Raw genomic sequence first — 25,086 nt, forward strand, 5'->3', positions numbered from 1 at the left:
GGCCCGACCGTACGGGGGTCGGCCCGGCGGGTCCCGGGCCCGTCACAGGGCGGCGGACTTCAGCGGTACGCCGGGGTCGGCCACCTTCTCCGGGTCGAGGACGGCCCCCGACTCGATGAGCCTGCGGCCCTGGGCGAGGTCCCGCGGGCGGCCCACGGCGAGCACGGCCACCAGGGCGCCGTCGCGCAGCCAGCACACCGACCAGGCCGCGTCCGCCCCGTCGCCGCGCCACACCAGGGTGTCGGCGCCCGCGTGGTGGCCGGCGTACTGCACGAAGCGGCCGAACTGCTCGGACCAGAAGTACGGGACGGGGTCGTAGACGGGGAGCGGCCCCCCGTCCAGGGCGGCCATGATCGCGGCGGCGGCCGTGCGCGGGCCCTGGAGGGCGTTGTCCCAGTGGTGGACCAGCAGGCGTGTCCCGTAGCGGGCCGAGGGGAAGGAGGCGCAGTCCCCGACCGCGTACACGTCGGGCAGCGAGGTGCGCAGCGCGCTGTCGGCGGTGACCGAGCCGTCCGGGCCGAGCGCGACCCCGGAGCCGGCCAGCCAGCGGGTGGCGGGGCGCGCGCCGATGCCGACGACCACGGCCCCGGCGGGCAGCACCCGGCCGTCCGCGAGGACGACGGCCCCCTCCTCGACGTGGTCGACCCGGGCCCCGGTGAGGAGTTCGGCGCCGCTGTCGGCGTACCAGGCGGCCATCGGGGCGGCCACCTCCGCGGGCAGGGCGCCCGCGAGCGGACGGGCGGCGGCCTCGACGACGGTGACCGCGCATCCCGCGGCGCGGGCGGCGGTGGCGAACTCCGCGCCGATCCAGCCCGCCCCGACGACGACCACGTCGTGCTGCCGGTCCAGGACGGGCCGCAGCCGGGCGGCGTCGTCGAGGGTGCGCAGCAGATGGACGCCGGGCACGCCCTCGGCGCCGGGCAGGGTCATGGGCTCCGCACCGGTCGCGAGGACCAGGGCGTCGTAGGGGACCGGCCCGTCGGCGGTGCCCAGCACATGGTCGGCGGCGCGCAGGGCGGTGACGTCCAGGCCGAGGCGCAGGGTGATGTCCAGCGCCTCGAAGTCGATGTCGAAGGCGGAGTCCTCGGCCTTGCCCAGCAGTACGGCCTTGGACAACGGCGGACGGTCGTAGGGCTGGTGGGGTTCGGCGCCGATGAGGGTGACGGGCCCGGTGAAGCCCGCCTCGCGCAGGGCCACGGCGCTCTGCACGCCCGCCATACCCGCTCCGACGACCACGACGTGCCGTGTCCGCGCCGCCCGCTGTTCCGTCTGCTCGCTCACCCGTCCACCTTAATCAACTGACGGGTCGTCAGACAGGGGGGTGCGGGAAAGAAGCTCACGAGGGGAGCTCTTCCACCACGCTGGTGCCGCTGCCCTCCTGGGACTCCCAGGACCACCGCTCCTCCAGCCGCACCCGGCCGTCGGCGAGGTCGACGACCGTGGAGAGGCAGTGCCCGGACGAGGTCGTTCCGTCCAGCTTGAGCTGCACGTAACGGAAGTCCAGCGCGTCCCCGTCGCGGGTGCCGACGAGATGGCCGCGGACCACGTCGCCGCCCGCGTACTCGGCCCAGATCCGGCCGTCCAGCTCGTGGTACGTGAAGCGGGTGCGGGTGCCCACCTGGCCGGGGGCCTGGTCGGCGACGGGCGACAGGACGAGTCCGTCGAGCGAACGGGCCATGGTGGGCGCTCCCTTACTGGCCGCGGGCGAGGGGGTCTAGGCTGGCCAAGGTAGAACACTCGCGGGAGCCCGGACGCACCGGGCTGAGAGGGAGGCTGGACGGCCTCCGACCGTACGAACCTGCTCCGGGTCATGCCGGCGAAGGGAGGGGCTGGACACTCATGCGCGTCTCGGGGAACACCTCCGGATCCGACGTCCTCGTCATCGGGGGCGGAATCATCGGCCTGGTCACGGCGTGGCGGGCCGCCCAGCGGGGGCTGCGCGTCACGGTCGCCGACCCCGAACCGGGCGGCGGCGCCGCTCAGGTCGCGGCGGGCATGCTGGCCGCCGTCACCGAACTGCACTACGGCGAGCAGATGCTGCTCGGGCTCAACCTCGCCTCCGCCGCCCGCTATCCCTCGTTCGTGGCCGAACTGGAGGAGGCGAGCGGCCGGGACACCGGCTTCCGCGCCTGCGGCACGCTCGCCGTCGCGCTGGACTCCGACGACCGCGCGCATCTGCGCGAACTGCACGCCCTCCAGGAGCGTTCGGGCCTGGAGTCGGTCTGGCTGAGCGGCCGTGAGTGCCGCCGCCTGGAGCCGATGCTGGCCCCGGGCGTCCGGGGCGGCCTCCGGGTCGACGGCGACCACCAGGTGGATCCCCGACGCCTCGCCGCCGCGCTGCTGACCGCGTGCGAACGGGCCGGGGTCGCGTTCCGCCGGACGACGGCCGAGCGGCTCACCGTCGCCGGGGGCCGGGCCGCCGGGGCGTTGCTCGGCGACGGTACGGAGTTCGCGGCCGATCAGGTCGTGCTCGCGGCGGGCAGTCTCAGCGGCCGGCTCGCCGGGCTCCCGCCGGAGCTCGTACCGCCGGTCCGCCCGGTCAAGGGCCAGGTCCTCCGGCTCACCGTGCCCCGGGCGTACGCCCCCTTCCTCAGCCGCACCGTGCGCGCCGTGGTCCGGGGCGGCCACCTCTACCTCGTGCCGCGCGAGAACGGCGAGCTGGTCGTCGGCGCCACCAGCGAGGAGATGGGCTGGGACACCACGGTCACCGCAGGCGGGGTGTACGAGCTGCTGCGCGACGCCCACGAGCTGGTGCCCGGCATCACCGAGCTGCCCCTCACCGAGACCCGGGCCGGCCTGCGTCCCGCGTCGCCCGACAACGCCCCGCTGCTCGGCCCGACCGCTCTGCCCGGTCTGCTGCTCGCCACCGGCCACCACCGCAACGGCGTCCTGCTGACGCCCGTCACCGGGGACGCGATGGCCGACGCCCTGACCACCGGCGAGCTGCCCGAGACGGCCCGCCCCTTCGCCCCCGGCCGTTTCGAACCCGCCGCCCCCGTACTCCAGGAGCAGCCCGTATGACCCAGCAGCCCGCCGTACCGGAATCCGCCGCCACCGTCTCCGTCTCGGTGAACGGGGAAGTCCGTGCCGTTCCCGCCGGGACGGGCCTGGACGCCCTCGTCGCCACGCTGACCCCGGCCCGCTCCGGGGTCGCCGCCGCCGTCAACGAGAGCGTCGTACCACGCGGCCAGTGGGCCGCCACCACACTCGGCGAGGGCGACCGCGTCGAGGTCCTGACCGCCGTCCAGGGAGGCTGACCATGTCGGACGACGTCTTCACGCTGGGACCCGCCACCTTCGGCTCCCGGCTGATCATGGGCACCGGCGGAGCCCCGAGCCTGGAGGTGCTGGAGCGCTCGCTGATCGCCTCCGGCACCGAGCTGACCACGGTCGCGATGCGCCGGCTGGACCCGACCGTGCGGGGCTCGGTGCTCTCGGTGCTGGAGCGGCTCTCCATCCAGGTCCTGCCGAACACGGCGGGCTGCTTCACCGCGGGCGAGGCGGTGCTGACCGCCCGGCTGGCCAGGGAAGCGCTCGGCACCGACTGGGTGAAGCTGGAGGTGGTGGCCGACGAGCGGACCCTGCTGCCCGATCCGATCGAGCTGCTGGACGCGGCGGAGGTCCTGGTCGACGACGGGTTCACCGTGCTGCCCTACACCAACGACGACCCGGTCCTGGCCCGGAAGCTGGAGGACGTGGGGTGCGCGGCGATCATGCCGCTCGGCTCCCCCATCGGCTCCGGGCTCGGCATCCGCAACCCGCACAACTTCGAGCTGATCGTCGAGCGGGCCGGGGTGCCGGTGATCCTCGACGCGGGGGCCGGGACCGCCTCGGACGCGGCGCAGGCGATGGAGCTGGGATGCGCCGCCGTGATGCTCGCCTCGGCGGTGACCCGGGCCCAGGAGCCGGAGCTGATGGCCGGGGCGATGCGTCATGCGGTGGAGGGCGGGCGGCTCGCGTACCGGGCGGGCCGGATTCCGCGCCGCCACTTCGCCGAGGCGTCCTCGCCTGTGGAAGGGCGGGCGGCGCTGGATCCGGAGCGGCCCGCGTTCTGAGGGCCGTACGCGATCGGGGCGCCGCCCCGAACCCCGCTCCTCAATCGCCGGAGGGGCTTGAACTGGTCGCCGGCGGGGCTTGAACTGCCCCGGGCGGGCCGGGCACGCGGCCGCAGTGCGTGTCCCTGTCACGGATCGGCTGCAGAACGGCCCCGGGAGGACCCGGGCCCGTCCGGGGTGTCGGTCACGGCTCGTAGACTCTCGGGGTGGACATGACCCTCCAGGACCCTCTCGTCGGGCAGCTGCTCGACGGCCGGTATCGCATTGAGGCGCGCATCGCCGTCGGCGGGATGGCCACGGTCTACCGGGCCGTGGACACCCGCCTGGACCGGGTGCTCGCCCTCAAGGTGATGCACCCGGCGCTCGCCACCGACGTCTCGTTCGTCGAGCGCTTCATCCGTGAGGCCAAGTCGGTGGCCCGCCTGGCGCACCCCAATGTCGTCGCGGTCTTCGACCAGGGCGCCCAGGGCGCGTATGTCTATCTCGCGATGGAGTACGTGGCGGGCTGCACCCTGCGCGACGTGCTGCGCGAGCGCGGGGCTCTGCAGCCCCGGGCGGCGCTGGACATCCTGGAGCCGGTCCTCGCCGCGCTCGGCGCCGCGCACCGCGCGGGGTTCGTGCACCGCGACATGAAGCCGGAAAACGTCCTGATAGGGGACGACGGCCGGGTGAAGGTCGCCGACTTCGGCCTGGTCAGAGCGGTCGGCACGGCCACCGACACCACCGGCTCCCTGCTGGGCACCGTGTCGTATCTGGCCCCCGAGCAGATCGAGCACGGCACCGCCGACACCCGCAGCGACGTGTACGCGTGCGGGGTCGTGCTCTACGAGATGCTGACCGGCGCCAAGCCCCACACCGGCGAGAACGCCGCCCAGGTCATCTACCGGCATCTCAACTCCGACGTCCCGGCCCCGTCCGCCGTCGTGCCGGGGCTCCCGGTCGCGCTGGACAGCCTGGTGGCGAGCGCGACCGCCCGCAATCCCGAGGTGCGCCCGCACGACGCGGTGCTGCTGCTGGCCGAGTCCCGTGAGGCCCGTGCCGCGCTGACCGACGCCGAGCTCGACGCCGTACCGCCGGGGGCGCTGTCGGACGCCCACGACGGCACGGACGACCGTACGAGTGTGATCCCGCGGGCCCTCCCGGTCGACGGCGACGGCGTGCACCGCACCAGCCGGCTGGAGATGCCGCCCGAAGGGCCCGCCGCTCCCCGGCGCGGGACCGTTCGTCGCGGTCCGTTCGGCGGGCCGCACCGCAAGCTGGTCATGGTGCTCACCGCCGTACTGCTGACGCTGGGCATAGGGACGGGCGTCTGGTACATCAACTCCGGGCAGTTCACCCAGGTCCCCTCGCTGCTGGGCCAGACCCAGCAGGCCGCCGAGAAGCGGCTCTCCGACAAGGGGCTCGGGCTCAAGGGTGTGGAGCGGGTCTTCAGCGACACCGTCGAGCGGGGCTCGGTCGTGAACAGCGACCCCGCATCGGGCGACCGGATCCGGGGCAACGGCTCGGTGAAGCTCGTCGTCTCGCGGGGTCCGGAGATCGTGCGGGTGCCCGATGTCGCGGAGGGTTCCCTCGCGGACGCCCGGCGCGCCCTGAAGAAGGTGGGCCTGGTCCCCGGGATGGTGACCAGGGAGTTCAGCGAGGACGTCGCCCGCGGCGAGGTGATCCGCACGGATCCCCGCGCGGGCGCCGACCGCAACCCGGACACGGCCGTGGCGCTCGTCGTCAGCAAGGGCGCGCCCGTCGACGTCCCGGACGTCACCGGGCTCTCGATCGAGGCCGCCACCGCCGAGCTGGAGGCCCAGGGGCTGAAGGCCGACGTGCTGCTCGCGCGGATCAACTCCCCCGAGGCCCAGGGCGACGTCGCCGAGCAGTCGCCCGGCGAGGGCGTCGAGGCCGCCGAGGGCGACACGGTCGAGCTGACCGTCTCCAAGGGCCCCCGGATGCTGGTCGTCCCGGACGTCACCGGCCGGGACGTGGACGAGGCCCGCAGCACCCTGGAGGAGGCGGGCTTCACCGTGAAGGTGGACCGGCCGTTCCTCTCCTTCAGCGACACGATCGCGAGCCAGTCCGTGGACGGCTCCGAACGGGCCCCGGAGGGGTCCACGATCACTATCAGGACAAAGGGGCTCTAGAACCGGATGCACTCCCTGCGCAACCCCGTGGGCGGACACGTCCCGGTGGCCGGCGGTCTCGCCAAGGTCGGCCTGGAGTACGCCCGTGAGCTGGCGGCGGAGACCGTGCAGGTCTTCGTGGCCAACCCACGCGGCTGGGCGACGCCGACCGGGAATCCGGCCCAGGACGAGCTGTTCCGCGCCGCGTGCGAGGCCGCCTCGATCCCGGCGTACGTGCACGCCCCGTATCTGATCAACTTCGGCTCGCACACCGAAGCGACGGTCGAGAAGTCCGTGGAGTCACTGCGCCACTCGCTGCGGAGGGCCCGGGAGATCGGCGCGCTGGGCGTGGTGGTGCACACCGGTTCGGCGACCGGCGGCCGGCCGCGCGCCGAGGCGCTGGCCCAGGTGCGCGAGCACATGCGCCCGCTGCTGGACGAGCTGACCCACGACGACTCCCCGGATCTGCTGCTGGAGTCGACGGCCGGCCAGGGCTTCTCGCTCTGCTCGCGGACCTGGGACTTCGGTCCGTACTTCGAGGCGCTGGACTCCCACCCGAAGCTGGGCATCTGCCTGGACACGTGCCACATCTACGCCGCAGGGCACGATCTGACCGGCCCCTCGGGGATGCGGCAGACGCTCGACCTGCTGGTGGACACGGTCGGCGCGGGGCGGCTCAAGCTGATCCACGCCAATGACTCCAAGGACGTCGTCGGCGCCCACAAGGACCGGCACGAGAACATCGGCGCCGGTCACATCGGGGCGGAGCCCTTCCGGGAGCTGTTCACGCATCCGGCGACCGAAGGCGTGCCGCTGATCATCGAGACGCCCGGCGGCAAGGAGGGGCACGCGGCGGACGTGGCCCGGCTGAAGGCTCTTCGCGGGAGACGACCTAGGCCCTAGAGCTCGGGGCCGTCGCCGGGCTCCTCCTGGTAGGAGTAGCGCTGCTCGCCCCAGGGGTCGCCGATGTTGTGGTAGCCCCGCTCCTCCCAGAAGCCGCGCCGGTCCGCCGTCATGTACTCGATGCCCCGGACCCATTTCGGGCCCTTCCAGGCGTACAGGTGCGGGACGACGAGGCGGAGCGGGAAGCCGTGCTCGGCGGTGAGCAGTTCGCCGTCCTTGTGGGTGGCGAAGAGGGTGCGCTCGGAGGCGAAGTCGTCGAGGCGCAGGTTCGACGAGAAGCCGTATTCGGCCCAGACCATCACATGGGTGGCGTCGGGTGCGGGCGGCGCCAGTTCGAGGACCGTACGGGCGGGGATCCCGCCCCATTCGGCGCCGATCATGCTGAACTTCGTCACGCAGTGCAGATCGGCGACGACCGAGGAGAACGGCAGCGCCGAGAAGTCCTGGTGGTTCCAGCAGTGCTTGTCGCCGTCGGCGGTGGCCCCGAAGACCCGGAACTCCCAGCGGTCGGGCTTGAACTTGGGAACGGGCCCGTAATGGGTGACCGGCCATCCGCGCTGCAGTCGCTGTCCCGGCGGAAGCTCGGACTGCTCTGTCTCGCGGTTTTCCCGGCTTTCCGGCTGACCCATGCCTCCATGGTGACAGACAGGCAGGGGTGGTCATGACCAGGGAAGGATCCCATCCGGGCAACTCGTACTAAGCGTGCACTTACTGGACGGCCGCTGGGCGCGGTGCGAGGATCTGGCCAACTCGCCAGATCGATCACCGGTTGGAAGGAGCCTTTGCCATGCAGGGCGACCCCGAGGTCCTTGAGTTTCTCAATGAGCAGCTGACCGCCGAACTGACTGCCATCAATCAGTACTTCCTGCACGCCAAGATGCAGGACAACTTCGGGTGGACGAAGCTCGCCAAGTACACCCGGGCCGAGTCCTTCGACGAGATGAAGCACGCCGAGATCCTCACCGACCGGATCCTGTTCCTCGACGGGCTGCCGAACTACCAGCGGCTCTTCCATGTGCGGGTGGGCCAGACGGTCACCGAGATGTTCCAGGCGGACCGCCAGGTGGAGGTGGAGGCGATCGACCGCCTCAAGCGCGGCATCGAGGTGATGCGCGGCAAGGGCGACATCACGTCCGCGAACATCTTCGAGTCCATCCTGGAGGACGAGGAGCACCACATCGACTATCTCGACACCCAGCTGGAGCTGGTCGAGAAGCTCGGTGAGCCGCTCTACATCGCCCAGCTGATCGAGCAGCCGGAGAGCTGACCGGGGCTGTTCGCGGGGGCCGGGACTGTTCCCGGGGATCGCGGGCCGGTCAGGCGGCGTCGGAGAGCGTCACGTCCCGGATCGCTCCGAGGGCGGCCGCCGCCGCGGCAGAGGCCGCGACGGTCGCGGCGGCCGGGTGCGTGAGGGAGGCGGTCGCGGGCTCCTGCCGCTGGTCGAGCAGCTCGCGGCGGGGGCAGTCGCCCCGGCCCAGCAGAGCCTGGATGCGGCGCACACATCCGCCGCAGTCCGTCCCGGCCTTGCAGGCCGACGCGATCTGCCGGGGTGTGCAGGCTCCGGCGTCCGCATGCTTCTTGACCTGGGCTTCCGTGATGCCGAAGCAGGAACAGACGTACATGCGGTTCACCTCCCTGCGGGTCGGTCACGGTCGCCGCTCCGATTTCCACGGTGAGGCTAACCTAACCTTACCCGCCGCCCGGTCGGCGTAAAAGCCCGGATACGACTGTGGGGCACGGATCACATGGATCCGTGCCCCACAGGTGCGACTGCCGGGAATTCTCCCGGGCTGCCGGACTACTGGTCGCGGTACATCTCGGCGACGAGGAAGGCCAGGTCGAGGGACTGGCTGCGGTTGAGCCGGGGGTCGCAGGCCGTCTCGTAGCGCTGGTGCAGGTCGTCCACGAAGATCTCGTGGCCGCCGCCCACGCACTCGGTGACGTCGTCGCCGGTCAGCTCCACGTGGATGCCGCCCGGGTGGGTGCCGAGGCCCTTGTGGACCTCGAAGAAGCCCTTGACCTCGTCCAGGACGTCGTCGAAGCGGCGCGTCTTGTGGCCGGAGGCGGCCTCGAAGGTGTTGCCGTGCATCGGGTCGGTCACCCAGGCGACGGTCGCGCCCGACGCGGTGACCTTCTCGACCAGCTCGGGGAGCTTGTCGCGGACCTTGTCGGCGCCCATCCGGACGACGAAGGTCAGCCGGCCCGGCTCGCGCTCGGGGTCGAGGCGGTCGATGTAGCCGAGCGCCTCGTCGACGGTGGTCGTCGGGCCGAGCTTGATGCCGATCGGGTTGCGGATCCTGGCGGCGAACTCGATGTGCGCGCCGTCCATCTGGCGGGTGCGCTCACCGATCCAGACCATGTGGGCGGAGGTGTCGTACAGCTCGCCGGTGCGCGAGTCCGTACGGGTCAGCGCCGACTCGTAGTCCAGCAGCAGCGCCTCGTGCGAGGCGTAGAACTCGACCGCCTTGAACTCGGCCGGGTCGGTGCCGCACGCCTTCATGAAGTTCAGCGCGTTGTCGATCTCGCGGGCCAGCGCCTCGTAGCGCTGCCCGGAGGGGGACGACTTCACGAAGTCCTGGTTCCAGGCGTGGACCTGGCGCAGGTCGGCGTAACCGCCGGTGGTGAAGGCGCGCACCAGGTTCAGCGTGGAGGAGGACGCGTGATACATCTGCTTCAGCCGCGCGGGGTCCGGGATCCGGGCCTCCTCGGTGAAGGCGAAGCCGTTCACCGAGTCGCCGCGGTAGGTCGGCAGGGTCACGCCGTCGCGGGTCTCGGTCGACTTGGAGCGCGGCTTGGAGTACTGGCCCGCGATGCGGCCGACCTTCACCACGGGCACGGAGGCCGCGTAGGTCAGGACGGCGCTCATCTGGAGCAGCGTCTTCAGCTTGGCCCGGATGTGGTCGGCGGACACGGCGTCGAAGGCCTCGGCGCAGTCGCCGCCCTGCAGCAGGAACGCCTCGCCCTTGGCGACGGCTCCCAGGCGGGCGCGCAGCTGGTCGCACTCGCCGGCGAAGACGAGCGGCGGATACGACGCGAGGTCCGCGAGTACATCGCGCAGGGCCTCGGAGTCGGGGTACTCGGGCTGCTGCGCCGCGGGAAGGTCTCGCCAGGTGTTGCCACCGGCGACGGAGGTATTGGCGTTCACGGTCACGAGCACAACATTACGGGGTCGGAAGGGGCGTCCAGCCGTGCGCTCAACAGATGAGACACGCGCTCCGATGCCCTGACCGGTCCGCTAGGGTCGGAGCATGTCGACGCGACTGATCGAGATCTCGATCCAGAACTGGTGGTGGACCGCTCATCCGGCGGCCCGCTGATTCATCGCGCTGACACTTCGCGAAGGCCGCCCGAGGGGCGGCCTTTCTGCGTTGCGGAGCCGTTCCTCCCCCTGTGAACCCGTACGGATTCCCGTACGGACCGTTTGGAAGGAACCTGCTCCCATGTCGCAGACCGCATCCCGCTCCGCCTCCGGTCTCGTCCGCCGGCTGCTGGCCGACGACGCCCCGCCGTTCGCCCTGCTGCGCCGGCGCACGCCCGGCCGTGACCACGATCACGTCGAACTGCTGATCGGCGGGGTGCGGGAGGTGGACCGGCTGGCCGACCTGCCGGTGGGCGCGGCGCCGGCGCTGGCCCTGGTGCCGTTCCGGCAGATCGCCGAGCGCGGCTTCGACGTGCGCGACGACGGCACCCCGCTGAGCGTGCTGGTCGCCGACGAGACGCACGAGCTGGAGCTCGCGGAGCTGCTGGCGGCGCTGCCCGCCCATGACGTGCGGGTGGAGGACCGCGGCTTCGACGTGCCGGACGGGGAGTACGCGGACATCGTGCGGCGGGTGATCCGCGACGAGATCGGGCAGGGCGAGGGCGCGAACTTCGTGATCCGGCGGACGTTCCGGGGCGAGATCCCCGGGTTCGGGCGGGCGGACGCGCTGGCGCTGTTCCGGCGGCTGCTGGCGGGCGAGCGGGGCGCGTACTGGACGTTCGTGGTGCATACCGGGGACCGGACCTTGGTGGGGGCGAGCCCGGAGGTGCACGTACGGATGTCCGGCGGGACGGTCGTGATGAACCCGATCAGCGGGACGTACCGCTACCCGGCCGAGGGGCCCACCGCGACAGGCCTGCTGGCGTTCCTCGGGGACCGCAAGGAGAGCGAGGAGCTGTCCATGGTGGTCGACGAGGAGCTGAAGATGATGTGCACGGTGGGCGACATGGGCGGGGTGGTGGTCGGGCCCCGGCTCAAGGAGATGGCGCACCTCGCGCACACCGAGTACGAGCTGCGCGGCCGGTCCTCGCTGGATGTGCGCGAGGTGCTGCGCGAGACGATGTTCGCGGCGACGGTGACGGGCTCCCCGGTGCAGAACGCGTGCCGGGTCATCGAGCGGTACGAGTCCGGGGGCCGCGGATACTACGCGGGCGCGCTGGCCCTGCTGGGCCGGGACGCGAACGGGGCGCAGACCCTGGACTCGCCGATCCTGATCCGTACGGCCGACATCGCCCCGGACGGCTCGTTGAAGGTGCCCGTCGGGGCCACCCTCGTACGCCACTCGGACCCGGAGAGCGAGGTCGCCGAGACGCATGCCAAGGCGGCCGGGGTGCTGGCCGCGCTGGGGGTGCGGCCGGGCCGGCCCGGGGCGGAGGCGGACCGCCCCCGGCTGGCGTCGGACCCCCGGGTGCAGGCGGCGCTGGACGACCGGCGCGGCGGACTCGCGCCGTTCTGGCTGCGGATGCAGGAGCGCACCCGGGATCTTTCGGGGCATGCGCTGGTGGTGGACGGCGAGGACACGTTCACCGCGATGCTGGCCCATCTGCTGCGGGCGTCGGGGCTGGAGGTCTCGGTGCACCGTTTCGACGAGCCGGGGCTGCGCGAGGTGGTCCGGGCGCACCGGGGGCCCGTGGTGCTGGGTCCCGGTCCGGGCGATCCTGGCGATCTCACCGATCCGAAGATGCGGCTGCTCCGTGAGATCACCGCCGAGCTGGTGCGGGACCACCGGCACGGGCTGCTGGGGGTCTGCCTCGGGCACGAGCTGATCGCGGCGGAGCTGGGCCTCGAAATCGTGCGCAAGGCCGTGCCGTACCAGGGGGCGCAGACCCGGATCGAGCTGTTCGGGCGGCCGGAGACGGTGGGCTTCTACAACAGCTTCACCGGGCGGTGCGACGGTCCGGCCGCCGTCGAGCTGGCCGCGCACGGGATCGAGGTGAGCCGCGACGAGGACAGCGACGAGCTGCACGCGCTGCGCGGTCCCGGTTTCGCCTCGGTGCAGTTCCACCCGGAGTCGGTGCTGACGGTGCGGGGCTCGGTGATCGTGACGGAGCTGCTGGCGGGGCTGCCGGTGGTGCCGAGCTGAGGGGGCGGCCTCACGTCCTCGGCACGAGCACGTTCTCGCTGGGGCGGCGGGCCAGGTAGTCGGTGACGTTCTTGACGGTCGCGTCGATGATCTGGCCCACCGCGTCCTCGGTGTAGTACGCCTGGTGGGAGGTGACGACGACGTTGGGGAAGGTCACCAGACGGGCGAGGGTGTCGTCGTCGATGCCCTCCAGGGACTTGTCGAGGAAGAACAGCCCGGCCTCCGCCTCGTACACGTCGAGTCCGACGCCGAGGAAGCGGCCCGCGCGCAACTCGGTGACCAGGGCGGCGGTGTCGATGAGGCCGCCCCGGCTGGAGTTGACGAGGATCGCGTCGTCCTTCATCGCCTTGAGGGCGGCCTCGTCGATGATGTGGTGGGTGCTGGGCAGCAGCGGCACATGGAGGCTGATCAGGTCGGCCTCGGCGAACAGCCGCTCCTTGTCGACGTACTCCATGCCCAGCTCGACGCAGGCCGGGTTCTCCGCCACGTCCCAGCCGAGCAGTTTCATGCCGAAGCCGTGGGCGATCCGGGTGAACGCCTCGCCGATCTTCCCGGTGCCGAGCACCCCGACGGTCCGGCCGCGCATGTCCCGGCCCAGCAGCCCGTCCAGACGGAAGTCGAAGTCCCGGGTGCGGCTCGCGGCGCGGATGATGCGCCGGTTGACGGCCATGGCGAGCGTCCAGGCGAATTCGGCGACCGAGTACGGGGAGTAGTACGAGACCCGGGCGACGCGCAGGGCGAGGCGCTCGGCGACCTCCAGGTCGATGTTGTTGAAGCCGGTGGAGCGCTGGGCGATCATCTGTGTGCCGCCGGCGGCGAGCGTCTGAAGCACCTGGGAGCCGAGGTCGGCGTTGACGCTGGTGGAGACGATCTCGTAGCCGGCCGCGATGGGGGCGGTGTCCCGGTTCAGGAAGACGTCCAGGCAGCGGACCTCGTGCAGCCCCTCGAAGGCCTTCTCGATCAGGGGCTTCTCGTCGGACTGCACACCGAAGGCCAGGATTTCCACGGGTACTCCCGATCTGTTTCCGCGGGCGGGGCCGGATATCGCGAATATACGGCTCCGCCCCCGGACTCGCCGGTCAGACGTCGTCGAGGCCCCGTTCGATGGCGTACCGCACGAGCTCCACGCGGTTGTGCAACTGCAGCTTGCCGAGGGTGTTCTGCACATGGTTCTGCACGGTGCGGTGCGAGATGACCAGGCGCTCGGCGATCTGCTTGTACGAGAGTCCCTTGGCGACCAGCCGCAGCACCTCGGTCTCCCGGTCGGTGAGCTGCGGGGCCTTGGGCTCGTTCGACGCCACGGGTACGGGGTCGGAGGCGAGCCTGCGGTACTCGCCGAGGACCAGCCCCGCGAGGCCCGGGGTGAAGACCGGGTCGCCGGCCGCGGTGGAGCGGACGGCGTCGGTCAGCTCCTGGGTGGAGGCCGACTTCAGCAGATAGCCGGTGGCCCCGGACTTCACCGCCTCCAGGACGTCCGCGTGCTCGCCGCTCGCGGAGAGGACGAGGACCCGCAGGCCCGGGTGGGAGCCGACGAGCTCCTTGCAGACCTGGACGCCGGGCATGCCGGGGAGGTTCAGGTCGAGGACCAGGACGTCCGGGGTCACGGCCTTGGCCCGGCGGACCGCCTGCGGGCCGTCCCCCGCGGTCGCGACGACGTCGAAGCCGGATTCGGCCAGGTCGCGGGCGACCGCGTCGCGCCACATGGGGTGGTCGTCGACGACCATGACCCTGATGGGCCGGCCTGAGGCCCCCTGCTCGTCCTGTGCTGCGTTCTGCGTACTCATCGGGCCGATCCTGCCTTCCCCCGGGAAACCTTCGGTGCTTTCGGAACCTTCAACTCGACCTCGCAGCCCTGTCCGGGCACCGAGATCAGCTCTGCCGTGCCGCCCAGGTCGCGCAGCCGGCCCCGGATGGACAGCGCGACCCCGAGCCGCCCCTCCCCCTCGGCCTGGGCGAGCCGTCCTTCCGGGATGCCGGGGCCGTCGTCCCGGACGGTGACGATCACCTCGTCCGGCTCGTCCTCGACCAGGATCCACGCCTGGGCGTCCGGGCCCGCGTGCACCCGTACGTTGTCCAGGGCGGCGCTGACGGCGGCGGCCAGCTCCCGGGCCGACTCGGCGGGGAGCAGCACCGGGGCGCCCGGCTCCGCGAAGCTCGTGCGGGATCCGGCGTGCGGGGCGAGCAGGGCGCGCAGGTCGCAGGCGGCCCCGTCGCCGGGGCCCTCGTCGTCGTCCACGTCGACCGTGCGGACCACGGCTCCTTCGGCGGCGTCCTCGGAGACCCGGGTCGGTGGGACCAGGCCGCTGGAGACCAGGGTGCGCAGGGCGACTTCCTGCTCCCCGGCCATCCGGCCCAGCTCGGCTGCCTCGCCGCCGATCGCGGTGCCCCGGCGCTGGACCATGGCGAGGACCTGGAGCACGCTGTCGTGGATGTCGCGGGCGAGCCGTTCGCGTTCGCGGGTGGTGGCCTCGATCTCCAGGGCGCGGGCCAGGGTGCGTTCACTGGCGCGGGCGACCTCGACGACGTACCCGATGGCGATGGAGGCGACCCAGACCAGCAGGACGTTGTGGTAGGTGTCCCGGCTGGGCTCGCCGCGCTGGATGATGTTGGCGACGGCGACGAAGGTGGAGGCGAAGGCCGCCCACCGCCAGCCGCCCTTGATCGCGAAGGCGAGGACCGATCCGGCCGTCCAGATCGACGGCAGCGTCGGGCCGTCGAACGACTGCGAGTCGAAGTCGGCGAGCGGGGTGAGCAGGATGCCGGTCAGTGCGACGACCAGGTCCGCAACGAGGAAGCGTTTGGTGCAGCTCGCCGCCGAGCGGACCTTCGGCAGCGTGGCGAGCGTCCAGACGAAGAGGAACGCCAGATAGGCGACGGCCACCCAGGGCCGCTCGAACCTCTGCTGGCCGACGTTGTCCTTCCCGAAGATCGCGAGCAGCACCGCGTAGATCATCGTCAGGACGCGGTAACCCGTCAGCGCACGCCACAGCGGCAGCTCGACCGACATCCGTACGACCCGTTCACGCTTGGCCATGGCCCCACACCCCCCGGACGGTGAACGACGCGGTTACGCGTCGGACCGTTCCGTTCCGTTCTCGTCGCCCGCGGCGGCCTGCTTCCGGTCACGCTTGGCCTCCTCCGCCCTGGCCTTCGCCTCGTCGGCGATCTGGCGCTTGGCGGCGGTGGCGTAGACGTCCACGTACTCCTGGCCGGAGAGCTTCATGATCTCGTACATGACCTCGTCGGTCACCGAGCGCAGGATGAAGCGGTCGCCGTCCATGCCCTGGTAGCGGCTGAAGTCCAGCGGCTTGCCGATCCGGATGCCGGGGCGCATCAGCTTGGGCACCACCTTGCCGGGCGGCTGGATCTTCTCGGTGTCGATCATGGCGACCGGGATCACGGGTGCTCCGGTGGCCAGCGCGACCCGGGCCAGACCGCCGGGCTTGCCCCGGTAGAGCCGGCCGTCGGGCGAGCGGGTGCCCTCGGGGTAGATGCCGAAGAGGCCGCCGCTCTCGACGACCTGGATGCCCGCCTTGATCGCCGCCTCGCCCGCGCCGCGGGCTCCGGAGCGGTCGACGGGGAGCTGGCCGACGCCCTTGAAGAAGGCGGCGGTGAGCTTGCCCTTGACCCCGGGGGCGGTGAAGTACTCGGCCTTGGCGATGAACGTGACCTTGCGGTCCAGCACGGCCGGCAGGAAGAACGAGTCGGAGAACGACAGGTGGTTGCTCGCGAGGATCGCCGGACCGCGCTCGGGGATGTTCTCCAGGCCCTCCACCCACGGCCGGAAGGCGAGCTTCAGGGACCCGCCGATGGAGAACTTCATTGCGCCGTAGATCAACTCTTGTGCCTCCTGTGTGCTGTGGTGGAGACCTTAACCTGTGAGGTCGTCGCGGCCTTTGCCCGGCATGGGAGGACCGGCTCCCCGGGCGGGCCGTGCGGGGCGGCCCCGGGGGGCGTGACGGCCCTGGTCGGTGTCGGTCCGGTCGCGTACGGTGAAGTCATCCGTCAAGCACTCCCCCAGGTGCCCGCCCGCCCCGTCCCACGAACAGGAGACCCTGGTGCCGGTCCTCCCTGGAGCCGAGCCGTTCCGCCACGAGGGCGGAGAGGTCGGCGTCCTCCTCTGTCATGGCTTCACCGGATCGCCGCAGTCGCTGCGCCCCTGGGCGGACTATCTCGCCGAGCGCGGGCTGACGGTCTCGCTGCCGCTGCTGCCGGGCCACGGCACGCGCTGGGAGGACATGGCGGTCACCGGCTGGCAGGACTGGTACGCGGAGGTGGACCGGGAGCTGCGGGTCCTGCGGGAGAAGTGCGGGCAGGTCTTCGTCTTCGGTCTGTCCATGGGCGGAGCGCTGAGCCTGCGGCTCGCGGCCAAGCACGGGGACGCGATCAGTGGCCTGGTGCTGGTCAACCCGGCCAACAAGGTGCACGGCCTCTCCGCGTACGCGCTGCCGGTGGCCCGTCATCTGGTGCGGACGACCAAGGGCCTGGCCGACGACATCGCGCTCCCGGGTTCGCACGAGGTCGGCTACGACAAGGTGCCGCTGCACGCCGCGCACTCGGTGCGGAAGTTCTTCCGGCTGGTCGACGGGGAGCTGCCCCAGGTGACCCAGCCGGTGGTCCTGCTGCACAGCCCGCAGGACCATGTCGTGCCGCCCGCGGACAGCGCGCGGATCCTGAGCCGGATCTCCTCCACGGACGTCTCGGAGATCCTGTTGGAACAGAGCTACCACGTGGCGACGTTGGACCATGATGCGGAGCGGATCTTCGATGAGAGCTACCGGTTCATCGGCCGTCTCGCACCGAGCGTCGGGATGAAGGGGAGCACGTCCGGTGGCTGAGCACGACGCGGAACGCACAGGCAGCGACGAGGAGCGCGAACCGCGCCCCACGGAGCCCGCGGCCGTCCCGGAGGGGACGAAGCCGACGGGGACGGAGGGAGCGGAGCAGGAGCGGGCGATCGACGAGGAGGCGGCGTGGGCCGCGATCGTCGAGGGGTACGGGGAGGAGCCGCCGGACCCGCCGGGAGCCAAGCCATTCAAGGCGATCGAGGACCTGGCCCTGCTGGAGGACGACCAGCGCAATGTGGTGGGGCCAAAGGACGGCTCCGCCGGTGATCCGGCGGACAAGGGGTCCGGCAAGACACCCCCGAAGCCGCCGGAGAAGAAGCCGCTCGGCAGCTCCGTGGTCTTCGCGCCCGGCGTCGCCGGCCCGCGCGACTACGAGCTGCCCGAGTCCAAGGACGACGGCGAGGGCGAGCCGGACGACGGGGACGAGGGCCATTTCGTGCCCCCGGAGCCGCCGCCGCTGCCGGAGGCCGACGTCACGGCGAAGTTCGCCTGGCTCGCGGTGATCGGCGGGCCGGTCCTGATGCTCCTCGCGGTGCTGCTCCAGTGGGAGATGACGTGGTGGCTCACCACGCTCTGCGTCGGCGGCTTCATCGGCGGCTTCGCCACCCTGGTGGCCCGGATGCCGCACGACGACGATGACGACACCTACGGCGACCCGGGGCGCGGCGCGGTCGTGTAAGGGCTGTCCCGCTGTTCCCGGCGGGACAGCCCTCGGCCCGCGGGGATTCTGAGGGCGGCCAGGACCGGCAGATGGTCCGTGGCCGCCCTCAGGTCTTCCTCGCTCACACCGTCAAGACCGGTCGGGACGCCGCAGCCGAGCACCTCGACGCCGGGGGTCGCGAAGACCGCGTCGATGCGCTTGCGCGGTTCGTCCGGGGGGAACGTCAGCTCGCCGCCCCACGGAGCGACGGCCCGGCAGTCCTGGAGGGTCCCGGCCAGGTGCCGGAACGCCTTCCCGGTCGGTACGTCGTTGAGGTCGCCGCCCGCCACGGCGTGCTCGACGCCCATCGCCGCCAGCCGCTCCAGCAGCAGATCCGCCTGGGCGAGGCGCTCGTCGCGCTGAAGGCTCAGATGGCAGCTCAGCACCCCGATCCTGGCCCCGGCGATCCGCACCACGGCGGTGGCGAAGCCCCTGCGGTGCAGGCCGGGGGTGAGCGGCAGCAGGATGTCCTCGGTGCGCTCGACGGTCACCCGCAGCGAGCACAGCAGCAGCGGTCCGGCGGCGGTGGCCCCGCCGCTCAGCACCACCAGGTTGCTGCTCTTCGCGAGCCTGGCCGCGGCCTTGCGCCAGCGGAAGAAGCGCGGGGCCTCCTGGACGAGGACCAGGTCGGGCGCGCAGGCGCGGATGACGCGGGCCAGCGCGGCGGTGTCGTCGTGCATCGACCGGACGTTGTAGCTCAGCACTCTGATGACGGCTGAACCGTCCGGCTCGGTACGGGAGACGGGCAGTGGCGTCAGGACCATGCGGGCCACGATACGACGGACGCCCGCCGCGGCCCCGGAGGGCGACGGCGGGCGTCCGTGCGTCGTACGAAGCGGTACTCAGCCCTGGCGGGCCAGGTCGGCCGCTCCCACGAGCCCGGCCTTGCCGCCGAGTTGGGCGGCCAGCACCTGGGCGTGCGGGCGCCATTCGCCGCCGATCAGCCAGCGCCGGAACGACTTGCGGATCGGGTCGAGGACGAGCTCGCCCTCGTCCGACACGCCGCCGCCGACGATGAACGCGGACGGGTCGAACAGCGAGGCGAGGTCGGCCAGTCCGGCGCCTGCCCAGCGGGCCAGCTCGCGGAACGAGTCGACGGCCACCGGGTCGCCCTGGCGGGCGGCCTCGCTGATGTGCTTGCCCTCGATGCCGTCCACCGAGCCGTCGCCGAGGCCGAGCAGTACGGCGGCGTTCTCGGGGGTGGCGTTGGCACGCTGCTTCGCGTACCGGACGAGCGCGCGGCCGGAGGCGTACTGCTCCCAGCAGCCCTGGCTGCCGCAGCCGCACAGCAGACCGTCCGGGACGACCCGGATGTGGCCGAACTCGGCGGCCACGCCGAAGCGTCCGCGCCGCAGCTTGTTGCCGATGATGATGCCGCCGCCGAGGCCGGTGCCGAGCGTGATGCAGATGACGTCGTCGTGCCCCTGGCCGGCCCCGAAGCGATACTCGCCCCAGGCCGCGGCGTTGGCGTCGTTCTCGACGACGACGGGCAGGCCGACGCGCTGCTCGACCTTGTCCTTGAGCGGCTCGTGACGCCAGTTGATGTTCGGTGCGAACAGCACGGTGGCGCGCTTGTCGTCGACGTAACCGGCGGCGCCGATGCCGACGGCCTCCACCTCGTGTCCCTCGCTCGCGCCGGACACGGCCGCGCAGATCGCGTCGACGATGCCTTCGGCCGTCGGCGGGGTCGCCACCTTGAACGTCGAGAGGATCCGGCCCTCTTCGTCGACCACTCCAGCCGCGATCTTCGTGCCGCCGATATCGACGCCGATGGTGAGTCCCATGAATCCCTCAGTTTCGGTCGAGCCCCGCTAGGGGCAACCGTACCCGAGGCGTGGCCCGGCCCGGCCGGGGCCGGTCGGTCCCGGCCGATGTGTCCGGCGGGTACCGGCCGGTCGTCCGGTCAGTCCAGGTCGATGCGTTCGGTCCCGGAGGGGCCCTCGTCCCGGGGGTCGGACGGGTCGTCGGCGACCTTCTCCGTGGGGTCGGCGGGACTCGCGCCGCCCGACGCGCCCTCGGTGGTGCGGGTCCAGCGGCTCTCCTGGCCCTCGACCGCGGAGCGATAGGCGGCCAGCAGTTCATTGCCCGCGGCGGCGAGGTGGTCGAAGAACTGCGGGTTGCGTTCGATGACCGGTTCGACGGCGGACTTCGCCTGGCGGATGGCCTGCTGGACCGCGCCCTGGGCGGCGACGCCCAGCAGCGGGGACTGGAGTGAGGAGACCTTGTCGGCGACGGCGTCGACCAGCTTGCGCAGTTCCTCGGCGGCGGATCCGGGCTGGGGGCCGTGCTGCGCCCGGCGACGGGCCTTCTCGGCCGCGAGGTCCTCCGCGCAGGCGTCGGCCCACGGGTCGCCGTCGACGGGACGATCGGTGGCTTCACTCATGGCGGACTCCTGCGACGCGGGGCGGCCGACGGTCGGCCTGCGGTACACGTACTACCGACGTTACCCGAATGGCCGCAGCCCGTTCAGGAGGTGCGCGGCCACAGGGCCGGATCCGGTGTGAACCGCACCCGCAGCACCCCGTCGGCCAGGGCCGCGCCGGAGACGGTGCAGCGGCGCAGCGCGGAGGCGATCCGCACGATCCGGTGGAAGGGGCCGACGGTCAGGAGCAGTTCGTCGCCCCGGCGGACCAGGCGCAGGTCCTCCTTGGCGGCCCCGGGCAGCGGCAGGCACCAGGTGAACGTGAGGGTCCCGTCCTCGGCGTCCGGGTCCTCCTCGGTCCACCAGGGGTCGCCGGCCCGGCCGGGCGTCCGGTCGTCGGGGGCGGGTATCTCCAGCGCGGCCAGGTCGTCGGGGCCCTGCGGGTCGCGGCCCAGGTGGGCGGCCTCATGCACGGGGACGTCCCCGGCCACGTCCTGGCGCCAGTGGTCCAGGCACTTCTCCTGCTGGGCGGCGAGCGCGGCGAACCAGGGGTCGCAGGAGTGCCGGGGCAGCACGCGGGAGGCGACCAGCAGGTCGGCGCTGAGTCCGTGCAGGGCGAGGCCGGTGCGGCCGGCGCGCAGGGCGTCCTCGGCGGCGGGGCCCGGCTCCGCGACCAGGCGGAGCGTGGTGGCCTCGTCCTCGATCAGGGCCTGGACGGCGGCCAGCTCGGCGTCCTTGCGGGCGGCGGCCTCGTACAGCCACTGCGCGGGCATCGGGACCCCGGCGAGCTGGGCGAGGACCGGACGCAGGGCGCGGGCGGCCTGGCGTTCGGCGGGGAGCAGCCGGCGCAGGTAGCGGCGCAGCTGTTCCGGCAGGGCGAGCAGGGCCAGGGCCTCGGTGAGCGGCGGCAGGTCGACGACGAGCGTGTCGTAGCCGGACCAGTCGCCCTCGGCGGCCCGGCGCAGGGTGTGCAGGAGGGCGAGCTGCGGGGAGCCGGGGAGTTCGGTGAGCTCCTCGCCGTCGAGCCGGCCCGCGCCGAGCAGGTCCAGGACGCCGGAGGCGCGCTTCTGGAGCTCGGTGAGTTCGGCGCGGAAGTGCTCGCCGGAGTCGATGCGGGCGTGGTCGAGGCCGTCGGCGACCCGGGTCGGTTCCGGGGCGGCCGGGAAGCCGGGTACGGCCTCGGCGGAGACCAGCAGCGTACGGCTGCCGCTCGCGGCCGAGGCCAGTGCGGTGGCCGCGGCGACGGTGCTGCGGCCCGCGCCGCCGAGGCCGGTGACCAGGACCGTACGCACGGCCCTCAGTTCCCCGGTGCGGACTCGACGCGCTTCTTCAGACCGGCGAGGGCGCGGTCGATGATGACCTTCTCGGCCTTGCGCTTGATCATGCCGAGCAGCGGGATCTTGACGTCGACGGCGAGCCGGTAGGTGACCTCGGTGCGCTCGCCGCCGCCGAGCGGGGCGAGGGCGTACGTGCCGTCGAGGGAGCGCAGCATCTGGGACTTGACGAGGCTCCAGCTGACCTCGTTCTCGCCGGTCCAGGTGTAGGAGAGGACATGGTCGTCCTTGATCGCTCCGGCGTCCAGGACGAGGCGGACCTGCTCGGCGCGGCCCTGGTCGTCGGTGGAGAGGACCTCGGCCTCCTTGACCTCGCCGGTCCACTCCGGGTAGCGGGCGAAGTCGGCGATCACGCCCATGACGTCGGCCGGCGCCGCCTCGATCGTGATGCTCGAGCTGGTGTGTTCAGCCATCGCCGTGGCCCTCCAGTGCGGTGTAACCGGTCGCGTTCGGCAGGAGCCTGCCGCTGTGCAGGCTATCGCGTGCCCGGGGCGCTCCGGTCCACGCCCCGGCCGCCCGGGTCACCAGCTCAGCGCCCAGGGCGTTCCGGTCGACGCGAAGTGGCCGACGTTGACGCACTCGGTGGTCCCGATGCGCATCCGGCGGACCAACGGCTGGTGAACATGGCCGAAAAGCGCGTACCGGGGGCGGGTGGCGCGGATCGCCTCCAGCAGGGCGCGGCTGCCTCGTTCGAAGCGGCGGGCGACGGTGTCGTACGTCAGCTCGGGGACCTCGGGCGGGATGTGCGAGCAGAGGACGTCGACCGGGCCGAGCGCCTCGACCTTGGCGGCGTACTCCTCGTCGCTGATCTCGTACGGGGTGTTCATCGGGGTCTTGAGGCCGCCGCCGACGAAGCCGAAGACCCGGCCGCCGATCTCGACGCGTTCGCCGTCGAGCACGGTGGTGCCGGGGCGGGCGTACTCGGGCCAGAGGTCGGGGACGTCGACGTTGCCGTAGGTGGCGTACGTCGGGGTGGGGAAGGCCGCGAAGAGTTCGGCGTACTGCTTGCGCACCGCGCCGAGGATCTCCGTGTTGCGGTCGCGGCCCGCCCACAGCTCGCGGCCGAAGGCGCGGGCCTCGTCGTAGCGGCGGGCGGTGCGCAGGGCGACGATGCGGTCGGCGTTCTCCTTGCCGAACAGGTCGGGGAAGATGCCGCGCGAGTGGTCGGCGTAGTCGAGGAAGAGCACCAGGTCACCGAGGCAGATCAGGGCGTCGGCGCCGTTCCCCGCGCGGGCCAGGGCCTCGGTGTTGCCGTGCACGTCGCTGACCACGTGGATCCGGGTCGATCCCCCGGCCCGGGCCCGGCTGTCCGGTTCGCTGACTCGCATGGGAACACCCTAGGGTGCCGCTTCCGTCGCTGGGTAGACCGTCCGGACCTGCGGTTACTTCCACGTCGGGACGGCAGTGGACTACTGTGCGCGAAAGGGCCATTTATATGTGTGATGCATAAGACATCTGGCCGGAACCCCCTATCCGGAACCGAGTACCGGTGGGTAACGTCCGGGCAGTCCAGTCGTGCTCACCCCACTGAGCACCCGCCATTCTTGGACCGCAGCCGGTGCGTCACACAGAGCCGTGGCACCGGAGCCCGATGAGGAGCAGCAGTCTTGCGCGAGTTCAGCCTTCCGGCCCTGTACGAGGTCCCGACGGACGGCAACCTGACGGATCTCATCCGCCGCAATGCCGCTCAGCATCCCGACGTCGCGGTGATGAGCCGCAAGGTGGCCGGCGTCTGGACGGACGTCAGCGCCACGCAGTTCCTGGCCGAGGTGAGAGCCGCCGCCAAAGGTCTGATCGCCTCGGGCGTGCAGCCCGGTGACCGGGTCGCCCTGATGTCGCGCACCCGTTTCGAGTGGGTGCTGCTGGACTTCGCGATCTGGAGCGCGGGCGCGGTGACCGTGCCGGTGTACGAGACCAGCTCCGCCGAGCAGGTGCAGTGGATCCTCGGCGACTCCGGGGCGGTGGCGGTGCTCGTGGAGAGCGACGCGCACGCCGCGTCCGTGGCCTCCGTACGGGACGCGCTGCCGGATCTCGCGCATGTCTGGCAGATCGACGCGGGCGCGGTGGAGGCACTGGGCGAGGCCGGGGCCGAGGTCTCGGACGAGACCATGGACCTGCGGACGCACAGCGCCAAGGCGGACGACCCGGCGACGATCGTCTACACCTCGGGCACCACGGGCCGCCCCAAGGGCTGTGTGCTGACCCACCGCAGCTTCTTCGCGGAGTGCGGCAACGTGGTGGAGCGGCTGAAGCCCCTCTTCCGTACCGGCGAGTGCTCGGTGCTGCTGTTCCTGCCCGCCGCGCACGTCTTCGGCCGGCTGGTCGAGGTGGCCTCGGTGATGGCCCCGATCAAGCTCGGCTGCGTCCCCGACATCAAGAACCTCACCGACGAGCTGGCCTCGTTCCGGCCGACGCTGATCCTGGGCGTGCCCCGGGTCTTCGAGAAGGTCTACAACGCGGCCCGCGCCAAGGCGCAGGCGGACGGCAAGGGCAAGATCTTCGACCGGGCCGCCGACACGGCGATCGCCTACAGCCGGGCGCTGAGCGCCCCGGGAGGTCCCTCGCTGGGGCTGAGGCTCAAGCACAAGCTCTTCGACAAGCTGGTCTTCGGGAAGCTGCGCGCGGTGCTCGGCGGCCGGGGCGAGTTCGCGATCTCCGGCGGCGCTCCGCTGGGCGAGCGGCTCGGCCACTTCTACAGGGGCATCGGCTTCACGGTCCTGGAGGGCTACGGCCTGACCGAGACGTGCGCGGCCACCGCGTTCAACCCGTGGGACCGGCAGAAGATCGGCACGGTCGGCCAGCCGCTGCCCGGTTCGGTCGTGCGGATCGCGGACGACGGCGAGGTGCTGCTGCACGGCGAGCACCTGTTCACCGGTTACTGGAAGAACGAGTCGGCCTCGGCCGAGGCGCTGGCCGACGGCTGGTTCCACACCGGGGACATCGGCACGCTCGACGAGGACGGCTACCTCGCGATCACCGGCCGCAAGAAGGAGATCATCGTGACGGCGGGCGGCAAGAACGTCGCCCCGGCGGTGATCGAGGACCGCATCCGCGCGCACGCCCTGGTCGCGGAGTGCATGGTGGTCGGCGACGGCCGCCCGTTCGTCGGCGCGCTGGTCACGCTGGACGAGGAGTTCCTGAGCCGCTGGGCCGAGGAGCACGGCAAGCCGGCCGGCTCTACGGCCCTGTCGCTGCGCGAGGACGCGGAGCTGCTGGCCGAGGTGCAGCGGGCGGTGGACGACGGCAACGCGGCGGTCTCCAAGGCCGAGTCGGTGCGCAAGTTCCGTATCCTGCCCGCCCAGTTCACCGAGGAGGCGGGCCACATCACGCCGTCGCTGAAGCTGAAGCGGAACGTGGTGGCGAAGGACTTCGCGGACGAGGTGGAGTCGATCTACCGCGCCTGAGCGCTGTTACGTGGAGGGGCCCGCACCGA

26 protein-coding genes and 1 riboswitch are annotated in these 25,086 nt (G+C 72.1%); of the genes, 11 read left to right on the top strand and 15 right to left on the bottom strand.

The window, feature by feature from the left end:
- Positions 1 to 42 precede the first annotated feature (42 nt).
- Both IE272_RS01620 and IE272_RS01625 read right to left on the bottom strand, forming a co-directional pair.
- Positions 43 to 1,281, bottom strand: a complete 1,239-nt coding sequence (locus IE272_RS01620; RefSeq protein WP_190006095.1) for an NAD(P)/FAD-dependent oxidoreductase — start codon at positions 1,279 to 1,281, stop codon at positions 43 to 45.
- Positions 1,282 to 1,336: 55 nt separating this feature from the next.
- Positions 1,337 to 1,678 (bottom strand): avidin-fold protein, encoded by a 342-nt coding sequence (locus IE272_RS01625; protein ID WP_056706431.1) that lies wholly within the window; start codon positions 1,676 to 1,678, stop codon positions 1,337 to 1,339.
- 51 nt (positions 1,679 to 1,729) lie between these two features.
- Positions 1,730 to 1,842, top strand: a riboswitch (TPP riboswitch).
- Here IE272_RS01625 and thiO point away from each other — a divergent pair.
- The 5 genes from thiO to IE272_RS01650 all read left to right on the top strand — a co-directional run bounded on the left by thiO (position 1,840) and on the right by IE272_RS01650 (position 7,068).
- Positions 1,840 to 3,021 (top strand): glycine oxidase ThiO, encoded by a 1,182-nt coding sequence (thiO, locus tag IE272_RS01630; protein WP_050358041.1) that lies wholly within the window; start codon positions 1,840 to 1,842, stop codon positions 3,019 to 3,021. Its footprint overlaps the riboswitch before it by 3 nt.
- Positions 3,018 to 3,257, top strand: a complete 240-nt coding sequence (gene thiS, locus IE272_RS01635; protein WP_056706433.1) for a sulfur carrier protein ThiS — start codon at positions 3,018 to 3,020, stop codon at positions 3,255 to 3,257. Before thiO ends, thiS begins: the two co-directional genes overlap by 4 nt.
- Positions 3,258 to 3,259: 2 nt before the next feature.
- Positions 3,260 to 4,054 carry a thiazole synthase gene (locus tag IE272_RS01640; protein WP_190006096.1) on the top strand — a complete coding sequence of 265 codons (795 nt, stop codon included), beginning with the start codon at positions 3,260 to 3,262 and terminating at the stop codon, positions 4,052 to 4,054.
- A 206-nt stretch (positions 4,055 to 4,260) separates the two neighbouring features.
- Positions 4,261 to 6,186, top strand: coding sequence for a Stk1 family PASTA domain-containing Ser/Thr kinase (gene pknB, locus IE272_RS01645; protein ID WP_050358038.1), 1,926 nt, complete (start codon positions 4,261 to 4,263; stop codon positions 6,184 to 6,186).
- Between the two features lie 6 nt (positions 6,187 to 6,192).
- The gene (locus IE272_RS01650) at positions 6,193 to 7,068 is read left to right on the top strand and encodes a deoxyribonuclease IV (protein WP_056706437.1); all 876 of its coding nucleotides are present in this window, start codon (positions 6,193 to 6,195) and stop codon (positions 7,066 to 7,068) included.
- Here IE272_RS01650 and IE272_RS01655 read toward each other — a convergent pair.
- A complete protein-coding gene (locus IE272_RS01655) occupies positions 7,065 to 7,697 on the bottom strand; it encodes a sulfite oxidase-like oxidoreductase (RefSeq protein ID WP_050358036.1) in 633 nt (210 codons plus the stop codon). The genes IE272_RS01650 and IE272_RS01655 overlap by 4 nt on opposite strands.
- 158 nt (positions 7,698 to 7,855) lie before the next feature.
- Between IE272_RS01655 and bfr the strand changes: the two genes are divergently transcribed.
- Positions 7,856 to 8,335, top strand: coding sequence for a bacterioferritin (gene bfr / locus IE272_RS01660; RefSeq protein WP_007451289.1), 480 nt, complete (start codon positions 7,856 to 7,858; stop codon positions 8,333 to 8,335).
- Positions 8,336 to 8,384: 49 nt separating this feature from the next.
- Here the strand turns inward: bfr and IE272_RS01665 are convergent, their stop codons facing one another.
- Entirely contained in the window at positions 8,385 to 8,690 is a 306-nt protein-coding gene (locus IE272_RS01665; protein WP_190006097.1) for a (2Fe-2S)-binding protein, read from the bottom strand.
- Between the two features lie 176 nt (positions 8,691 to 8,866).
- Positions 8,867 to 10,213 carry a class II 3-deoxy-7-phosphoheptulonate synthase gene (locus IE272_RS01670; protein WP_050358286.1) on the bottom strand — a complete coding sequence of 449 codons (1,347 nt, stop codon included), beginning with the start codon at positions 10,211 to 10,213 and terminating at the stop codon, positions 8,867 to 8,869.
- 103 nt (positions 10,214 to 10,316) lie between these two features.
- On the opposite strand from IE272_RS01670, the gene IE272_RS39260 reads away from it, so the two are divergent.
- Both IE272_RS39260 and IE272_RS01680 read left to right on the top strand, forming a co-directional pair.
- Complete coding sequence (locus IE272_RS39260) at positions 10,317 to 10,385, top strand: trp operon leader peptide (protein WP_106431529.1); 69 nt, start codon at positions 10,317 to 10,319, stop codon at positions 10,383 to 10,385.
- A 123-nt stretch (positions 10,386 to 10,508) separates the two neighbouring features.
- The gene (locus IE272_RS01680; RefSeq protein ID WP_050358034.1) at positions 10,509 to 12,410 is read left to right on the top strand and encodes an anthranilate synthase family protein; all 1,902 of its coding nucleotides are present in this window, start codon (positions 10,509 to 10,511) and stop codon (positions 12,408 to 12,410) included.
- 10 nt (positions 12,411 to 12,420) lie between these two features.
- Here the strand turns inward: IE272_RS01680 and IE272_RS01685 are convergent, their stop codons facing one another.
- From IE272_RS01685 to IE272_RS01700, 4 genes are all read right to left on the bottom strand, one after another.
- Positions 12,421 to 13,416, bottom strand: a complete 996-nt coding sequence (locus tag IE272_RS01685; RefSeq protein WP_050358033.1) for a 2-hydroxyacid dehydrogenase — start codon at positions 13,414 to 13,416, stop codon at positions 12,421 to 12,423.
- A gap of 73 nt (positions 13,417 to 13,489) precedes the next feature.
- On the bottom strand, positions 13,490 to 14,194 hold the full coding sequence (locus tag IE272_RS01690; RefSeq protein ID WP_050358032.1) for a response regulator: 705 nt from the start codon (positions 14,192 to 14,194) through the stop codon (positions 13,490 to 13,492).
- Positions 14,191 to 15,444, bottom strand: a complete 1,254-nt coding sequence (gene macS / locus IE272_RS01695) for a MacS family sensor histidine kinase (RefSeq protein WP_050358031.1) — start codon at positions 15,442 to 15,444, stop codon at positions 14,191 to 14,193. Before macS ends, IE272_RS01690 begins: the two co-directional genes overlap by 4 nt.
- 33 nt (positions 15,445 to 15,477) lie before the next feature.
- Positions 15,478 to 16,248, bottom strand: a complete 771-nt coding sequence (locus IE272_RS01700) for a lysophospholipid acyltransferase family protein (RefSeq protein ID WP_050358030.1) — start codon at positions 16,246 to 16,248, stop codon at positions 15,478 to 15,480.
- Positions 16,249 to 16,468: 220 nt separating this feature from the next.
- Between IE272_RS01700 and IE272_RS01705 the strand changes: the two genes are divergently transcribed.
- Positions 16,469 to 17,248 carry an alpha/beta hydrolase gene (locus IE272_RS01705; protein ID WP_050358029.1) on the top strand — a complete coding sequence of 260 codons (780 nt, stop codon included), beginning with the start codon at positions 16,469 to 16,471 and terminating at the stop codon, positions 17,246 to 17,248.
- Positions 17,241 to 17,936: a hypothetical protein gene (locus IE272_RS01710; protein ID WP_050358028.1), complete on the top strand. Its 696-nt coding sequence runs from the start codon at positions 17,241 to 17,243 to the stop codon at positions 17,934 to 17,936. Before IE272_RS01705 ends, IE272_RS01710 begins: the two co-directional genes overlap by 8 nt.
- Here IE272_RS01710 and IE272_RS01715 read toward each other — a convergent pair.
- The 6 genes from IE272_RS01715 to IE272_RS01740 all read right to left on the bottom strand — a co-directional run bounded on the left by IE272_RS01715 (position 17,903) and on the right by IE272_RS01740 (position 22,981).
- A complete protein-coding gene (locus IE272_RS01715; RefSeq protein WP_190006098.1) occupies positions 17,903 to 18,721 on the bottom strand; it encodes an endonuclease/exonuclease/phosphatase family protein in 819 nt (272 codons plus the stop codon). The genes IE272_RS01710 and IE272_RS01715 overlap by 34 nt on opposite strands.
- Positions 18,722 to 18,799: 78 nt before the next feature.
- A complete protein-coding gene (locus IE272_RS01720; protein ID WP_007451272.1) occupies positions 18,800 to 19,741 on the bottom strand; it encodes an ROK family glucokinase in 942 nt (313 codons plus the stop codon).
- A 119-nt stretch (positions 19,742 to 19,860) separates the two neighbouring features.
- Entirely contained in the window at positions 19,861 to 20,340 is a 480-nt protein-coding gene (locus IE272_RS01725; RefSeq protein ID WP_056706445.1) for a DUF5304 domain-containing protein, read from the bottom strand.
- 83 nt (positions 20,341 to 20,423) lie between these two features.
- Complete coding sequence (locus IE272_RS01730; RefSeq protein ID WP_056706447.1) at positions 20,424 to 21,611, bottom strand: ArsA family ATPase; 1,188 nt, start codon at positions 21,609 to 21,611, stop codon at positions 20,424 to 20,426.
- Positions 21,612 to 21,616: 5 nt separating this feature from the next.
- A complete protein-coding gene (locus IE272_RS01735) occupies positions 21,617 to 22,066 on the bottom strand; it encodes an SRPBCC family protein (protein WP_007451267.1) in 450 nt (149 codons plus the stop codon).
- Positions 22,067 to 22,174: 108 nt separating this feature from the next.
- Positions 22,175 to 22,981 (bottom strand): metallophosphoesterase family protein, encoded by an 807-nt coding sequence (locus tag IE272_RS01740; RefSeq protein WP_050358024.1) that lies wholly within the window; start codon positions 22,979 to 22,981, stop codon positions 22,175 to 22,177.
- A gap of 279 nt (positions 22,982 to 23,260) precedes the next feature.
- Between IE272_RS01740 and IE272_RS01745 the strand changes: the two genes are divergently transcribed.
- Entirely contained in the window at positions 23,261 to 25,057 is a 1,797-nt protein-coding gene (locus tag IE272_RS01745) for an AMP-dependent synthetase/ligase (protein ID WP_050358023.1), read from the top strand.
- Positions 25,058 to 25,086: the final 29 nt, after the last annotated feature.

It is taken from the genome of Streptomyces anulatus (genome assembly GCF_014650675.1).
GTDB lineage: Bacteria > Actinomycetota > Actinomycetes > Streptomycetales > Streptomycetaceae > Streptomyces > Streptomyces anulatus.

Bases quoted from the DNA above. Each gene is read 5' to 3' on its own strand.
- IE272_RS01625 (WP_056706431.1), bottom strand. From the start codon at position 1,678: ATGGCCCGTTCGCTCGACGGACTCGTCCTGTCGCCCGTCGCCGACCAG.
- thiO (WP_050358041.1), top strand. From the start codon at position 1,840: ATGCGCGTCTCGGGGAACACCTCCGGATCCGACGTCCTCGTCATCGGG.
- thiS (WP_056706433.1), top strand. From the start codon at position 3,018: ATGACCCAGCAGCCCGCCGTACCGGAATCCGCCGCCACCGTCTCCGTC.
- IE272_RS01640 (WP_190006096.1), top strand. From the start codon at position 3,260: ATGTCGGACGACGTCTTCACGCTGGGACCCGCCACCTTCGGCTCCCGG.
- IE272_RS01650 (WP_056706437.1), top strand. From the start codon at position 6,193: ATGCACTCCCTGCGCAACCCCGTGGGCGGACACGTCCCGGTGGCCGGC.
- IE272_RS01655 (WP_050358036.1), bottom strand. From the start codon at position 7,697: ATGGGTCAGCCGGAAAGCCGGGAAAACCGCGAGACAGAGCAGTCCGAG.
- bfr (WP_007451289.1), top strand. From the start codon at position 7,856: ATGCAGGGCGACCCCGAGGTCCTTGAGTTTCTCAATGAGCAGCTGACC.
- IE272_RS01665 (WP_190006097.1), bottom strand. From the start codon at position 8,690: ATGTACGTCTGTTCCTGCTTCGGCATCACGGAAGCCCAGGTCAAGAAG.
- IE272_RS01680 (WP_050358034.1), top strand. From the start codon at position 10,509: ATGTCGCAGACCGCATCCCGCTCCGCCTCCGGTCTCGTCCGCCGGCTG.
- IE272_RS01690 (WP_050358032.1), bottom strand. From the start codon at position 14,194: ATGAGTACGCAGAACGCAGCACAGGACGAGCAGGGGGCCTCAGGCCGG.
- macS (WP_050358031.1), bottom strand. From the start codon at position 15,444: ATGGCCAAGCGTGAACGGGTCGTACGGATGTCGGTCGAGCTGCCGCTG.
- IE272_RS01715 (WP_190006098.1), bottom strand. From the start codon at position 18,721: ATGGTCCTGACGCCACTGCCCGTCTCCCGTACCGAGCCGGACGGTTCA.
- IE272_RS01720 (WP_007451272.1), bottom strand. From the start codon at position 19,741: ATGGGACTCACCATCGGCGTCGATATCGGCGGCACGAAGATCGCGGCT.
- IE272_RS01725 (WP_056706445.1), bottom strand. From the start codon at position 20,340: ATGAGTGAAGCCACCGATCGTCCCGTCGACGGCGACCCGTGGGCCGAC.
- IE272_RS01735 (WP_007451267.1), bottom strand. From the start codon at position 22,066: ATGGCTGAACACACCAGCTCGAGCATCACGATCGAGGCGGCGCCGGCC.
- IE272_RS01740 (WP_050358024.1), bottom strand. From the start codon at position 22,981: ATGCGAGTCAGCGAACCGGACAGCCGGGCCCGGGCCGGGGGATCGACC.